This window comes from Leptolyngbya sp. Heron Island J, from assembly GCF_000482245.1.
In the GTDB taxonomy this organism is placed as follows: Bacteria; Cyanobacteriota; Cyanobacteriia; order Phormidesmidales; family Phormidesmidaceae; genus Leptothoe.
In genome coordinates, this window is record NZ_AWNH01000106.1 from 53,377 (window position 1) to 65,969 (window position 12,593).

Here is a 12,593-nt window from a genome sequence, read left to right on the forward strand (position 1 = left end):
TACGGTAGATCAATGCCCGATTTTTGGGCGATGGCAAAATTGACACAGGACAGCTCATGTTGGCTAAAGCCATAGATCCCGAACGGATTGAATCGATCAAAGCTGGCATTATCGCTGCGGTGGCAGGCATTGCTGTCAGCCTTGTTTTTGTGGGTCTCGATAGTCTATCAGTGTTAGCTCAGCCGCTGTCTCAAAGCGTTATGTTTGAGGCGATTCAGCGGGTAGCTGTGGCTGCTGTATGCGGGTTTTTGTTTGGAGTCACCTATCGATATATTGTGCGGCAAGACCAAAACCCTCATCTGCGTAGCGGTGCGGTTGGTGCCTTTGCGCTAACGCGGGGCTTAAGTCAGCTAGAAAATGTCGATTTATCGGCACTAGTTTTATCCGGGGTTGTGTCCCTGGCTATTCCCTTAGTCGAGAGCTTTGGTTTATTTTTAGCCATCCGTCTAGTATTGGATTTTGGCCTAAAACAGCAATGGTTGAAGCCGTTTATGACTATGCCTACTCAAGACTCGCGCTAGAGCCTGCAAACGTCCTTTCTGCACTTAAAACTCCTGCAGTTGGGTTATCCGTACTCCCCCATTCACCCAAGCAAGTCTGTACAATCGATAGAAGCAAGCAAAAGAACCCATACGCTTAGGCCCTTATGATACCTACCGTTATTGAGCAGTCGGGTCGCGGTGAACGCGCCTTTGATATTTACTCCCGCCTTTTACGGGAACGCATTGTGTTTTTGGGCCAGCAGGTGACCGCTGAGTCATCCAATTTGATTGTGGCGCAGATGCTATTTCTAGAGGCCGAGGATCCAGAGAGGGATATTTATCTATATATCAATTCTCCCGGTGGCTCAGTGTATGACGGCTTGGGCATTTTTGACACGATGAACCACATCAAGCCCGATGTTTCAACCATCTGTGTTGGTTTGGCAGCAAGTATGGGTGCCTTTTTGCTAAGTGCAGGCACTAAGGGTAAGCGGATGAGTCTGCCCAACTCTCGGATTATGATTCACCAGCCTCTGGGCGGTGCCCAAGGTCAGGCAACGGATATTGAAATTCAGGCCAAGGAAATCCTGTACATCAAGAAAACTTTGAATGACGCTCTGGCAAAGCATACGGATCAGCCCATTGAGCGAATTTCAGAAGATACTGAGCGGGATTTCTTTATGTCCCCTAGTGAAGCGGTGGAGTATGGCCTGATCGATCAGGTGATTGACCGTCATGCCATTGGTGGTCGGCCAACCGTGGTGGAATAAGGGCCCTTTATAACTACCGTATACTAGGCGTTGCCTGAGATTCCAAATAAAGCAAAAACGTCAGCAGTTCTTCATCTGTTAGCTGCTGGCGAGAGCGCTTATTAAAGGTTTGCTCTAGATAGTTACGTCCTTGAACGCTACTCCAGCCCAGACGGGCCATCTCGACATCGGTTTGAGCGATGATGTCCGATAGGTCTACAGGGTGGGTATCGTCGAAATTCTCGATCGCGGCGGCAGCCAGAGATGAGGCGGGCACTTCGGCAGGTGCAGGTGCTTCGTCAGGGGTGATGCTGTCAATGGGCCGACCGATATCCTCAGAGTCAGCAACCTCCGGTTCAGGGTCTAGGGCTGATTCCTCAGATACAGGAGGATGACTGGCAGCAGCAGGCGGTGTTACAGGTTTCTTTACAGGGGCACTGGTCTGAGGAGTTACCTGGGGGATGGCTAGACCATTTTTGGTTGCTTGGACGGTCTCTTGGGAAAATCCCAACATCGCCAGGGCTCGGGCTTTTGCTTGATCATCTGCTGCGGCTAGGTTGGGATCTGCAGCTAGGGCTGTTGCGATCGCTTTTTCGCCAATAGTGACCGTCGCTTTAACCAGATAGTGCTCGGCATGGGTGGTAAGTAGTTCAGTTGTGAGGCTGCCGTCAGTATACTGGTGACGGAATTGGACGAACAGTGAGGAAATCACGGGCGGGAATTTCTTTGCGCAGGATGTCGGCAGATTGTATCCGATCTATTCTAAACAAGGGTGTCTCTTAGCCTGACTACCAACAAGATGTTTATTGTAATGACCGCAAACTGCAAGAACGCTAAATGTTAGATCAGTTACTCGAATGGTCGCCTAACCTTGGGCTCGACACATTGCTTTTATTGCCAGTGCTGATTGCGCTGGAGGCAGTGCTGTCGGCGGATAATGCGATCGCACTTGCCGCCATTGCCCAGGGCCTCGAATCAGAAGAGCAACAACAGAAAGCCTTAAACCTGGGGCTGATTGTTGCCTTTGTGCTGAGGATGACCCTAATTTTGACGGCGAGTTGGGTACTAAAGTTCTGGCAGTTTGAAGTAGCCGGAGCGGTCTATTTGCTATGGCTAGTCTATCAGCACTTTAGCGGCAGCACAGACGAGGAACACCACCACGGCCCTAGGTTTGCATCCCTGTGGCAGGCGATTCCCATCATTGCCTTTACGGATCTAGCCTTTTCCCTGGACAGTGTCACCACTGCCATTGCCCTGTCCGATGAAGTGGCGATTATTCTGTTAGGCGGCACCATTGGAATTATTGCCCTGCGGTTTATGGCCGGGTTATTTATCCGCTGGCTAAGTGAGTATGTCTATCTAGAAGATGCAGGATTTGTGACCGTTGCCTTTGTCGGTCTGCGGTTGCTGGTACGGGTGATTAATGAAAGTTGGGTTCCACCCGATTGGGCGATGGTGGCACTGATTGCCGCTATCTTTACCTGGGGCTTTTCAAAACGGGTGGATGCCGAGGAGACCGACGCAATTGAATTAACGCTACCCGTGATTGCCACTTTGGAGACCGATGACGAGGAAGATAAGGTTTTAAGTGGCGGGGAATAATCTCTGCTTAACCAAACCCATAAACAGGAATACAAGCCTGAGTCATATCTTGCACACTCCATGATGGCTGCTTCGGGTCTTCCGAACTGAGCAACAGGTCGAGCTGATTTTGAACAATGTACTCAATGCCCCAGTAGATATAGCTTTCCAGCTTTAGTTCTAAGTTGACAAGCTGCTTCAGATACTGAGGTAAACGCGCCCAGTTAGCCGCTTCATTGAGGCTAGGCATGGTTTCCTTGAGCTTGCATTCAATGTACTCAAGCAGTAACTGTTTTAATGCTCCATCACCCAAAACAGCTTGGTACGGATAGGCCGGATAAGCTGATAAAGCGATATCAACCTTGTCAGATAAAATCTGAGATACTGAGCTGTTCGTGCTTTGCATAATTAGTACACTCTCTAATCGTGGTGGTTGAGTTGTTGGCATGGGTCACGATGATGTTTGACTAGAACCTAATCAGCGCTGATTCCTATGCCTTCATGACTAACAATAGGGAGAGAATCTAAAGATTTTATGAGTGTTTAGGATAATTTTGGGCGGTATTTCTGGTTGAGCTAATCCCAGTCTTATACGGAAATGTGAGTCTAGCGCTTGAGGTATCTAAAGTTACCTACTGACCCATCGCCATCGGAGAACACTCTATGAGGTATTGCCTCTGTTGCAATCATTCGCTGCTGCGTCATATCCGGCAGAATAGTCTGTACTGGTATTGCCCCAGCTGTCGTCAGGCGATGCCAGAAGCTAACGTTGGTGTACAGCTCAGCGGCTATCCCTTCACAGAACCCGCCAGCAGCCCACGCACAAAGTAAGGCTGTAGGGCATACGACCAGCACAATGAACATATATCCTGCCTTGGCTCTCACTTTTATTGCTGCCAAGGCAGATTTGTATGAACTGAACACTTCATTATTAAGCAGTGCTGGTAGCTATGCCACGCATTGGCAAACCAAGCTGCCTTTGAGTATCTCCGTCATGGAATAGTTCGTTCATATTGTCTGCTCAATAAATCGTCATCAAATGTAGACAATTACTTGATGGCTTTCTCACAGTCTAGAAACCATTGCAGGCAAACACCCAATACAGATCACTATCCTTTGGGTGCTCGCCTACTGAAATTAAATTTAGACTTTTCTTGAACTTAATTGGTTCATTTGTACTGCTGTTTGATATAGTACAAATGAACTTAATTGGATTGTTTGTACTAATACTGGTTGAGGGAAAGATTCTCTCTCTCAACTCGCTCCGCGTCACAGATTTTGCACAACAAGTTTTGTCCTATTTTAAGGTAGTTCTCATGTTTGGTCAGTCTGTAAACTTGCCTAGGAATAGCTCAGAGATGGGCTTTGGTGATAATTTTTTATCTTCGCTGATTGATCTAATTATGAATAACTTGGCAACTACGGTTCAGGACTGCTCCCTGAGAGAAAAACTGAATGAAATTAGAAAAAGCTGTGATATTCAATCACCTTTAGATGATTTTATTGAGGAGAATTCTAAGCTTGACAAAAGGGATATTCCTGACAATATATTCGAGTTTTTAGGGAAAAGCATTAAAGAACTTAAGGAAGGCGAAGAAAATTCTAGAAGTATCATTTTAGATATTCTTAAAGGAAATGATAGTAGACATAGAAAAGTTTTTTCAAATCAAAAACCTTCAAGTGATATAAATCAGCGTCGTCAAGAAAATATTTATGACTACTGGAAATTGATAGAGTACTCCGCCATTATGCATAGCACCGCGTTGATAGATAGCTTAGGTATTTATGGCGTATTAGAAAATGGTTGTAAACCCAATAGCAAAGTTCTCGCAGATCCTAGCCTTGGAACATATATCAAGTTCTTTAAAGAACGATATGCAAAAGTTGAGCAATATGAGAACCAGCCAGAGAATTCTTCAGAGGAAGCAAGAGCGCAGCAGGATAATAAAAGTAGAATGCTAAAAAGCGAAAGTCTCTACAAGCCTTATTATAAGTATTTATTTAGCGCTCTGGAGTATATTGCTAGTTTATAGCCGTATTATTGGGTTTGTGTAACTATCCTAATCGATTATAAAGGGCCTGTAAAATTGCGACGAGCGTTCAGCTGAAATGATTTCTATATTTCAGGATTCTTCGCTAAGAAGTCCCGTATGATTTCATTTTTTGCATCGTCATCCAAATTCTCACGAGCCTCTGCCCAGGATTCTCGCTCTGATTGAAGCTTACGTAGCAGCTTCTCATACGGCTCCAGATAGCTGTGAAACTCTTTTGGCAAGTCTTTTTTGAAGCGCTGATATCTTATTTCCGTTCTATCGATATCAGCCTTCAACTCTATCTCAAATCTATGAAAAGAGCTTTCTTTTTCTTCTTCTATTTTTATATTTAAGTCATCAATATTTTGCATATTGTCTCGTCCAGTGAGGGAATTATCCGAACGAGTCTTATTAATCGGCGAAAATTTCCCTCTTGAAATCAATACAGTAATTAGTGCGCTTACCGATGCTGATACTACTACTAATGGTAGTAAAAAAACTAAGGATAAAGACATATTTTATTCTTGTTGGTAGATGGAGGTAGACCTAAATGATTTATGCAATATAGCGATTCCTACTCGAATGAGGTGCACCAAAATCACTAACTGAAAGCTTTTTAGCTCCAAGTATGTACCTCACCAGATAGAGAACCGCTATAGCTTGTCTGAAAAGCTGAAGATCAAGTCTTAATTGCTCTATGCTTCTATATCCCTCTAATTGTTTGTTGTAAATCTCGTAATTTCTCTTTATATGCAGGAGCTCCTTTAATTGAAGCAATATCATTTTTGAACTCCTTAAAATCATGAAAATCCTTAAATGGTACTTGATTTTTATATTGTTCCATTTCTGCCACTAGGGCTCTGGTACTCTTCAAGCTAGAGGTGATTCTCTCTCCAATCGTATCGCAGATTTGATCAGCATTTGGCGGCCTCATCTGTTTGGTGTAGTGTTGAATCCTCTCTAAAGTTTGAATGGCTCTAGCATTATACCTAGCTTGTTTAAGGCTTCTTTTGACAAGAGCATCTGAATTATATCCCTGGCCTAAATACCTCAAGTAAAATTCCCTTTCGAACTCGAATTGAGAGATAGATAGATCTGCTAGCTCGTACTGCATAAATAATATTTCCTGTTCAATTAATTCATTTTTCTGTGTAGCCTCATCTATTCTGGAATTGACAGCTTGATTAACCAAAGCAGGCAGTTGTTTCTCGACATTTTGTTGTATTTCGTTAAGTGTTTCTCCTTGACTGAATCTTGAAACAACATAATCCGCAACCCTCGAAACAATTGCTGCACCAAAGAGCACCCCAATAAATAGTTGAAGCTGGCTGTCATTTTTTGTTGTAATGTCATTAATTGCAGCACTGTTTTCGTTTATATTGCGGAAATTAGTCTCTATTTTAGCTTCATTAACGTCTGGCTTGGAGGAGGGAGGATCATCCGCTGCAGCTGGGCTAATCAATACACAAAAAACTCCGAGTATCGCTATTAATATTGGGGACAAATATTGTTTCTTATTCTTCAGGCTGATTGTTCTCATCATCTTCAGGGGTGAGACTTTCCTCTGGCGATTCTACCCAAAACGTATTTTTATCTCTAATAATCTGCGTTAGCAGCTCAGATGTGTCGTTTTGGGCATCTCGTATACGAGATATCATGGTTGCGGCCGTATTTTTATTAACTTCTATTAATTTTGCAAGACCACGTACGGTTGCTCTATTTTTTTGGTCAGTAACAAAAAAGATAGCTGTAAACCACTTGTTTAGTTTTACACGTGAATTATGAAATAGAGTATCAACTGTAACACTGTATGACGTGAAGCAATGGTTACAGTGATATCTATTTTCTTTTTTTAGCTTAGTAGTACGAAACGATTTGCAATAAGGACATTTTGGCTTTCCTTGCCAGCGGATTTTTTCCAGGTATTTTAGACAGTCCTCATGGGAGCGAGCCATCTAGCTCTGGGGTTGACATCGGTATTCCGCAAATAACTTTGGCACGAATGCAACATATCATCGCTAGTCTCTACCCGCGATGAGTTCCCGATGTTTTGTGTGAAGGCTTACTTGTTACCTTCTACTCTTATCCTTTAACCGATCCGGCCAATAGCCCACGGACAAAATATCGCTGTAGGGCAAAAAATACACCTAGGGGTACGACCATGGAAACAAACGCTCCAGCGGTAAGTAAATGCCAATCCTGTCCTCGATCGCCTACCAGATTGCGTAGTACCAGGGTGACCGGAGCCACGTCTTGATTGCCGCCCAGATATACCAGCGCTACTAACAGGTCGTTCCAAACCCAAAGGAATTGAAAGACGGCAAAAGAGGCGATCGCAGGCATCGACAGCGGCACAATCAACCGCATAAAAATCTTCAAATGAGACGCTCCATCCACAGCGGCGGCCTCGATTAAGTCCCGTGGTAGTGAGCCAATATAATTGCGCAACAGATAAATTCCCAGGGGTAATCCATAGCCCGTATGGGCCAACCACACCGCCAGAAAACTGCCTGCTAACCCCAGGTCGTTATAGGCTCGCAGCACTGGAATCAGCGTCATCTGTAGCGGCACCACCAGCAGCCCAACAATGGCCACAAACAGCACCTGCCGTCCCGGAAACTGCATCCAGGCCAGGGCATAGGCGGCAAAGGTGGCAATGGAAATGGGAATTACTGTAGCCGGGATCGAGATTACCAGGCTGTTGAGAAATGCCTGGCCCATGCCCTGACTGGCCAGTACGTCGATGTAGTTACCAATGTGAAATTGGGCCAGGTCAAACGGATGTTGGAAAACAGTCCACCAGCCGTTTTGGAGGAGGTCATCGCGACGACGAAAGGAGCTGATCAGTAAGCCAGCGGTGGGTAGGGTCCAGATAAGTGAGATCGCAACCACCGCTGTATGTAACGGCAGCCGTTCAAACCAGATCGGAACTGAAGCGCGAGCAATTTTCATCGGTTGGCCTCCTGCTGCGTAAAGCGACGAATATTGGTGACCATCACTGGAATCACGGCCAATAGCAACACTGTAGCGATCGCACTACCACGACCAAAATTCCTAAAGTTAAACATTTCCTTGATCATGCGGCTAGCAATCACATCGGTATCCAAATTGCCGCCGGTCATCACATAGACAATATCAAAAACCTTAAGCACCGCCACCACTACTGTTGTCGTCACCACGGTAATTGTCGGCATAATCATCGGAATAATAATCCGCCGAAAAATCTGCAACTCGTTGGCCCCATCAATGCGGGCGGCTTCAATCACATCCTTAGGGATGCCCTTAACTGCTGCCGACAGCAGTACCATACAAAACCCAGTCTGCAGCCAAATCATAATGACGATCAGCGCCAGGGTATTTAGAGGTAACAACGTGGGTAGTGGTGTGAGATTCTCAATCCCCAGGCCAGACCAAAGCGGTTCGAGCAGACCATCGCGCTCAATCAGCCAGCCTAAAGGGTCTAAGCCTGCTGTCTGGCGGATCGCATTCAGTAACCCAATTTGGTCAGTACCGACGGGTTTAAAGGCGTAAACAAACCGCCAAATTACGCTAGCTCCCACAAAAGAGATGGCCATGGGCAAGAAGATCAGCGACTTAGCCGCCGATTCGTATTTCACCCGGTCTACTAGCACGGCAATGATCAGACCCAGACCTACGCTGATGCATGACACCAGCACCAACCATAGCAAGTTGTTGCGAAAGGCAATCACCATGTCTGGGTTGGTGAGGGCAAAGGCATAGTTTTTAAGCCCCACAAACTTGACCGAGCGGTTGTCAAAAAAGCTGATATATAACGTCCGCAGGGTGGGCAACACCAGATACGCCGTCAGCATCAGTACCGCTGGTCCCATATAAACCCAGGGCAACAGACGGGTTTTCCACGGTCGCGGAAATCGCTCTACCAGCAGGTTGAGACCATAAAAAATGGCAAAGGTGCCAACGGAACCGAGTGCGATCGCCACCACCGCCGTCAAAACCCTAAGTAGGTTGGGTTGAGCCCCTGCGAACCCCAACACTCCCAAGGTTATCTCCCCCAAATTAGAGTGAGCTCCTGCGAAACCCAACACTCCCAAGGTCATCAAATCCATTGGCTCACCTTTTGCAAAACACAATAATGCATATGTTTATGTTGTTGACACCAAGAAGATATCGTTTAAGGTATTACATTCAGGAAATGTTGGGTTTCATACCTCAACCCAACCTACGTGATGTCGGTTAGAGACAGATTATTCTGGCCAGCTCGCCTCAATCGTATCCAGCACTTCTTCTACCGGTTCACCCGCCACATACTCCACCACACCAGACCAAAACGTTCCTGTACCCACGGCTCCTGGCATCATATCCGAACCATCAAACCGAATAGTCTCGGCATTGCTCAAAAACTCAGCCTGCTTTTTACTCAGCGCATCAGGATAGGCATCCAAACTCACCTGTTTATGGGGGGATAAAAAGCCACCCAGACCGGCCCAAATCTCATGGGGAGTTGGCGTTGCCAAATACTCCATCAGTGCCTGGGCTTCAGGCGTGTTATTAAACATGCCAAACACATCTCCAGCCACTAAGACGGGAGTCCCATAGGCAGGATCAATCCCCGGCAGCAAAAAGATATCCACATCCTCTTCCAGGTTCACATCCTCAGGAAAAAAGGTAGCGATAAAGTTAGCCTGACGATGTAGATAGCAGGTTGGCGTATCCCCAAATAACCCCTGGGGTGCATCCCCAAACGGGGTACTAATGGCCCCTACTGACCCGCCGACTACATAGCTTTCATTCAAGACAATGTTGCCAAACTCCTCAAAGGCTTCCTGTACCGCACCGTCATTAAACGGGATTTCGTGGTTAATCCACTGATCGTATACATCCGGTCCAGCCGTCCGCAGCATAATGTCTTCAACCCAGTCAGTCCCCGGCCAGCCAGTCGCTTCACCACTTTCTAAACCCACACACCAGGGTGTAGCCCCAGCCGCAACAATCTGATCGCTAAGGGTTAACAGTTCATCCCAGCTAGTCGGCACGGCAAAGCCCTGGGCTGCAAACGCTGTAGGGTTATACCACACCAAGCTTTTTACCGAAGCACGGTACCAAATGCCGTAGATACTATCATCAACGGTAGCCAAAGACAGCCAAGTATCTGGATAAGCTTCTGCCAGGGTTGCTTCATCCATAAACTCTGTCACCGGCACCATTTGACCCGACTCAGCAAAGCTGGCCATCAGCCCTGGCTGAGGAAACATGGCAATGTCCGGCGCATCCCCCGACTCTACCCGCACAGGCAACAGCGTCGCAAAGGAATCCGTACCTTCATAGATGACATCAATCCCCGTTTCTTCTTCAAAGGGTTTGAGTGCTTCTTCAAACTTCTCCTGTTGCTCGCCAACAATCACCCCCAGCACAGTGACTGTTTGCTCAGCACTGTCCGATGCCCCATCGCCACCATCGCAGGCACTTAATGCTAATAGTGCCGCTATCGATAATCCCAGTCGCGTTTTTAATTGGGCCATTTTTAACGAATCCGATTCAGCAATTTTCTTTGTTCACATAGTATCAAGGTGGATAAGCAATAGACAGTAGGCACGCAGAGGTACCTCTTGTCGCTGCCCTTGGTCCCATGAGCCTATATAGATTTTATTCAATACTTACCTTGGAAAAGCGTAAAGAAGCTATGGTTCCCCGGAACCCTTCGGTTAAACTGATAGGGCACAAATGGATTTGATTACCGTTGCCATGGTGCAGTTAGAGCTGTTTCCATCCTCCTCCACCCCGTCATCAACCAAAACCGACTTTGACTACACTGTCCGTAAAAGCAAGCGGGCAAAACATGTCTCCATCAAAATAGAGGTGGATGGCCGGGTGGAAGTGGTGGTGCCCCCTCGGTATAACTGCAAAAAGCTACCTGCCCTGATTGCCAAACGCCGCGACTGGATTCTAAAAAATCGAGCGCGGCTGCTGCAGGAACATCAAGATACAGCAACTGACTGGCAGACAAGTCAGCCGAAGAAAGTAGAGCTACGCTGGCAAACCCCTCTAGAGCAGGCTGAGCCCAGCGAAATCTGGCATGTGAGCTATGAAGTCGATCATGGCCCTACCCTGTGTATTCCATTGCCGGGGCACGGGTTAAAAGTGCGCGGGAATGTTGAGCATGTACCGACGTGTCATCAGGTTCTGTGTGAGTGGTTAGGTCACAAAGCCTATCGGGAGCTGGTGCCGTGGTTGCGGCAGCTAAGCTTTGACTTAGATTTGCCCTTTAAGAGTCCTTCGGTGCGAGGCCAGAAAACGCTCTGGGCCAGCTGTTCTAGTAATAAAAACATTAGCCTTAACTATAAGCTACTGTTTCTACCCAAAGAGCTGGTGCACTACGTGTTAGTGCATGAGCTATGCCATACAATTCATATGAACCATTCCAAGGCGTTTTGGCAACTGGTAGGTGAGAAGATGCCAGGGTTTGAACCCTATCGCAAGGTACTTAAAAATGGGTGGAAATACGTACCTCGCTGGGTAGAAAATTGAGACCTGTTCCGCCATGTTGCGGATTTTACCGACGGTATCCTTACGGACAAGACTGGAAGGTGTATGTTTATAAAGGCCAGCTTTGGGGCTGTAGCTCAGCTGGATAGAGCAACCGCCTCCTAAGCGGTAGGTCGCGCGTTCGAATCGCGCCAGTCCCGTTAGTTTTCAATCTCTACATGACGTGGTAGATCACACGTTCTCTGCGAGAAGGCATAGCCTACGAATTGCGCCAGTCCCGTTAATCCCAAGTTAAGATCTATAGAGAGGTCTACATCTTCGGGAAATCATGGGCATTCGAGATCTTGAGGCTCAGCTTTTATCCCTGTCGCCCATTGACAAGTTAGAGGTGATTCAACTTCTTTCTCGTAGTCTGAGTAACAACTGGCGCGGTATTAGCAAAACGCCGGGTGTTTGTGGTGGTGAGGCTTGTATTGAAGAGACGCGTATTCCCGTCTGGGTTTTGGTGAGCTATCGTCAGCTCGGGGTGAAAGATTCTGACCAACTTTACAACTACCCAACCCTGACTGCTTTAGATTTAGCCAACGCCTGGACCTATGCAGCTGCAAATCCAGAAGAGATTGAGGCGGCTATTCAGGCAAACGATGATGACGACATAGACAGCTAACACATGGTTGCGTTTTATGCGAATGAGCAGTTTCCACGTCGTGTTGTTGAATTTCTCCGTTCTGAGCCAGAACGCTAGGAATACAGTCAATAATGGTAACGGCAAGAAATGATCGTTAGGTAGTCATCATCCACGGCATAGACGAGGCGATTGGTATCATCAATGCGCCGTGACCAGAAACCGGATAGGTTTTCCTTTAAGGGTTCTGGTTTGCCAATGCCCTCAAAGGGTAGATTTTTAGGCTCTTTGATCAGTTTATTGATTCTTTTCAGAGTCTTTTTGTCTTGAGTTTGCCGGTAGATGTAGTCTTTCCAGGCTTCATCAGTCCAGGCTAATTTTCGATTACTCATCGATGAGGTCTTTCTCTGTTACCTGACCTTGTTTGTATTGGGCAATAGAGCGTTCCAGGTGGGCTGCGTTGGCTGGGGACTTTAGCAGATGGACGGTTTCGAGCAGGCTGTTGAAGTATTCCAGGGACATGACGACAGCATCTTCGGCATCGCGGCGGGTAATGATGGTGTAGTCCATGTCATTAGTGACCTGGTCCAGGATGGTTTTTAACTTGTTTCGGGCTTCACTAAAGGTGACTATTTTCATTGTGACTTGTACGGCTAGT

At 46.6% G+C, this 12,593-nt stretch carries 17 protein-coding genes and 1 tRNA gene; 7 read left to right on the top strand and 11 right to left on the bottom strand.

Translation table 11 applies throughout. The features are described 5' to 3' along the window. Positions 1–56 precede the first annotated feature (56 nt). Together N836_RS67370 and clpP are read left to right on the top strand one after the other, a co-directional pair. Positions 57–521, top strand: a complete 465-nt coding sequence (locus N836_RS67370; protein ID WP_031294175.1) for a hypothetical protein — start codon at positions 57–59, stop codon at positions 519–521. Positions 522–646: 125 nt separating this feature from the next. Continuing rightward, the gene (gene clpP / locus N836_RS67375) at positions 647–1,252 is read left to right on the top strand and encodes an ATP-dependent Clp endopeptidase proteolytic subunit ClpP (protein ID WP_023076049.1); all 606 of its coding nucleotides are present in this window, start codon (positions 647–649) and stop codon (positions 1,250–1,252) included. Positions 1,253–1,265: 13 nt separating this feature from the next. Here the strand turns inward: clpP and N836_RS67380 are convergent, their stop codons facing one another. Further along, positions 1,266–1,943, bottom strand: a complete 678-nt coding sequence (locus N836_RS67380) for a hypothetical protein (protein ID WP_023076050.1) — start codon at positions 1,941–1,943, stop codon at positions 1,266–1,268. A 125-nt stretch (positions 1,944–2,068) separates the two neighbouring features. On the opposite strand from N836_RS67380, the gene N836_RS67385 reads away from it, so the two are divergent. Next, complete coding sequence (locus N836_RS67385) at positions 2,069–2,833, top strand: TerC family protein (protein ID WP_023076051.1); 765 nt, start codon at positions 2,069–2,071, stop codon at positions 2,831–2,833. Positions 2,834–2,840: 7 nt separating this feature from the next. Here the strand turns inward: N836_RS67385 and N836_RS67390 are convergent, their stop codons facing one another. Together N836_RS67390 and N836_RS76775 are read right to left on the bottom strand one after the other, a co-directional pair. After that, positions 2,841–3,218, bottom strand: coding sequence for a hypothetical protein (locus tag N836_RS67390; RefSeq protein ID WP_023076052.1), 378 nt, complete (start codon positions 3,216–3,218; stop codon positions 2,841–2,843). A 200-nt stretch (positions 3,219–3,418) separates the two neighbouring features. Continuing rightward, the gene (locus N836_RS76775; RefSeq protein ID WP_161635045.1) at positions 3,419–3,712 is read right to left on the bottom strand and encodes a hypothetical protein; all 294 of its coding nucleotides are present in this window, start codon (positions 3,710–3,712) and stop codon (positions 3,419–3,421) included. A gap of 416 nt (positions 3,713–4,128) precedes the next feature. On the opposite strand from N836_RS76775, the gene N836_RS67400 reads away from it, so the two are divergent. Then, on the top strand, positions 4,129–4,845 hold the full coding sequence (locus N836_RS67400) for a hypothetical protein (RefSeq protein ID WP_152532279.1): 717 nt from the start codon (positions 4,129–4,131) through the stop codon (positions 4,843–4,845). A gap of 83 nt (positions 4,846–4,928) precedes the next feature. Here the strand turns inward: N836_RS67400 and N836_RS67405 are convergent, their stop codons facing one another. The 6 genes from N836_RS67405 to N836_RS67430 form a co-directional block, all read right to left on the bottom strand. Beyond that, a complete protein-coding gene (locus N836_RS67405; protein ID WP_152532280.1) occupies positions 4,929–5,360 on the bottom strand; it encodes a hypothetical protein in 432 nt (143 codons plus the stop codon). Positions 5,361–5,548: 188 nt separating this feature from the next. Then, positions 5,549–6,388, bottom strand: a complete 840-nt coding sequence (locus N836_RS67410) for a hypothetical protein (RefSeq protein WP_023076057.1) — start codon at positions 6,386–6,388, stop codon at positions 5,549–5,551. Continuing rightward, a complete protein-coding gene (locus tag N836_RS67415; protein ID WP_023076058.1) occupies positions 6,360–6,800 on the bottom strand; it encodes a transposase in 441 nt (146 codons plus the stop codon). Before N836_RS67415 ends, N836_RS67410 begins: the two co-directional genes overlap by 29 nt. 127 nt (positions 6,801–6,927) lie before the next feature. After that, positions 6,928–7,797 (bottom strand): carbohydrate ABC transporter permease, encoded by an 870-nt coding sequence (locus tag N836_RS67420; RefSeq protein ID WP_023076059.1) that lies wholly within the window; start codon positions 7,795–7,797, stop codon positions 6,928–6,930. Then, positions 7,794–8,933 carry a carbohydrate ABC transporter permease gene (locus N836_RS67425; RefSeq protein ID WP_023076060.1) on the bottom strand — a complete coding sequence of 380 codons (1,140 nt, stop codon included), beginning with the start codon at positions 8,931–8,933 and terminating at the stop codon, positions 7,794–7,796. The genes N836_RS67420 and N836_RS67425 overlap by 4 nt, the downstream gene beginning before the upstream one ends. A 138-nt stretch (positions 8,934–9,071) precedes the next feature. Then, entirely contained in the window at positions 9,072–10,346 is a 1,275-nt protein-coding gene (locus N836_RS67430) for an ABC transporter substrate-binding protein (protein ID WP_023076061.1), read from the bottom strand. Between the two features lie 202 nt (positions 10,347–10,548). On the opposite strand from N836_RS67430, the gene N836_RS67435 reads away from it, so the two are divergent. The 3 genes from N836_RS67435 to N836_RS67445 all read left to right on the top strand — a co-directional run bounded on the left by N836_RS67435 (position 10,549) and on the right by N836_RS67445 (position 11,977). After that, the gene (locus tag N836_RS67435; protein WP_023076062.1) at positions 10,549–11,352 is read left to right on the top strand and encodes a M48 family metallopeptidase; all 804 of its coding nucleotides are present in this window, start codon (positions 10,549–10,551) and stop codon (positions 11,350–11,352) included. 84 nt (positions 11,353–11,436) lie between these two features. Next, positions 11,437–11,510, top strand: a tRNA-Arg gene (locus tag N836_RS67440). Positions 11,511–11,638: 128 nt separating this feature from the next. Then, positions 11,639–11,977: a DUF433 domain-containing protein gene (locus tag N836_RS67445; RefSeq protein WP_023076063.1), complete on the top strand. Its 339-nt coding sequence runs from the start codon at positions 11,639–11,641 to the stop codon at positions 11,975–11,977. Positions 11,978–12,063: 86 nt separating this feature from the next. Here N836_RS67445 and N836_RS67450 read toward each other — a convergent pair whose 3' ends face one another. Both N836_RS67450 and N836_RS67455 read right to left on the bottom strand, forming a co-directional pair. Further along, on the bottom strand, positions 12,064–12,327 hold the full coding sequence (locus N836_RS67450; RefSeq protein ID WP_023076064.1) for a Txe/YoeB family addiction module toxin: 264 nt from the start codon (positions 12,325–12,327) through the stop codon (positions 12,064–12,066). Continuing rightward, positions 12,320–12,574 carry a type II toxin-antitoxin system Phd/YefM family antitoxin gene (locus tag N836_RS67455; RefSeq protein WP_023076065.1) on the bottom strand — a complete coding sequence of 85 codons (255 nt, stop codon included), beginning with the start codon at positions 12,572–12,574 and terminating at the stop codon, positions 12,320–12,322. Before N836_RS67455 ends, N836_RS67450 begins: the two co-directional genes overlap by 8 nt. Positions 12,575–12,593: the final 19 nt, after the last annotated feature.

Coding starts and splice junctions, on each gene's coding strand:
- N836_RS67370 (WP_031294175.1), top strand. CDS start 57: ATGTTGGCTAAAGCCATAGATCCCGAACGGATTGAATCGATCAAAGCT.
- clpP (WP_023076049.1), top strand. CDS start 647: ATGATACCTACCGTTATTGAGCAGTCGGGTCGCGGTGAACGCGCCTTT.
- N836_RS67385 (WP_023076051.1), top strand. CDS start 2,069: ATGTTAGATCAGTTACTCGAATGGTCGCCTAACCTTGGGCTCGACACA.
- N836_RS67390 (WP_023076052.1), bottom strand. CDS start 3,218: ATGCAAAGCACGAACAGCTCAGTATCTCAGATTTTATCTGACAAGGTT.
- N836_RS67400 (WP_152532279.1), top strand. CDS start 4,129: ATGTTTGGTCAGTCTGTAAACTTGCCTAGGAATAGCTCAGAGATGGGC.
- N836_RS67405 (WP_152532280.1), bottom strand. CDS start 5,360: ATGTCTTTATCCTTAGTTTTTTTACTACCATTAGTAGTAGTATCAGCA.
- N836_RS67410 (WP_023076057.1), bottom strand. CDS start 6,388: ATGATGAGAACAATCAGCCTGAAGAATAAGAAACAATATTTGTCCCCA.
- N836_RS67415 (WP_023076058.1), bottom strand. CDS start 6,800: ATGGCTCGCTCCCATGAGGACTGTCTAAAATACCTGGAAAAAATCCGC.
- N836_RS67420 (WP_023076059.1), bottom strand. CDS start 7,797: ATGAAAATTGCTCGCGCTTCAGTTCCGATCTGGTTTGAACGGCTGCCG.
- N836_RS67425 (WP_023076060.1), bottom strand. CDS start 8,933: ATGGATTTGATGACCTTGGGAGTGTTGGGTTTCGCAGGAGCTCACTCT.
- N836_RS67430 (WP_023076061.1), bottom strand. CDS start 10,346: ATGGCCCAATTAAAAACGCGACTGGGATTATCGATAGCGGCACTATTA.
- N836_RS67435 (WP_023076062.1), top strand. CDS start 10,549: ATGGATTTGATTACCGTTGCCATGGTGCAGTTAGAGCTGTTTCCATCC.
- N836_RS67445 (WP_023076063.1), top strand. CDS start 11,639: ATGGGCATTCGAGATCTTGAGGCTCAGCTTTTATCCCTGTCGCCCATT.
- N836_RS67450 (WP_023076064.1), bottom strand. CDS start 12,327: ATGAGTAATCGAAAATTAGCCTGGACTGATGAAGCCTGGAAAGACTAC.
- N836_RS67455 (WP_023076065.1), bottom strand. CDS start 12,574: ATGAAAATAGTCACCTTTAGTGAAGCCCGAAACAAGTTAAAAACCATC.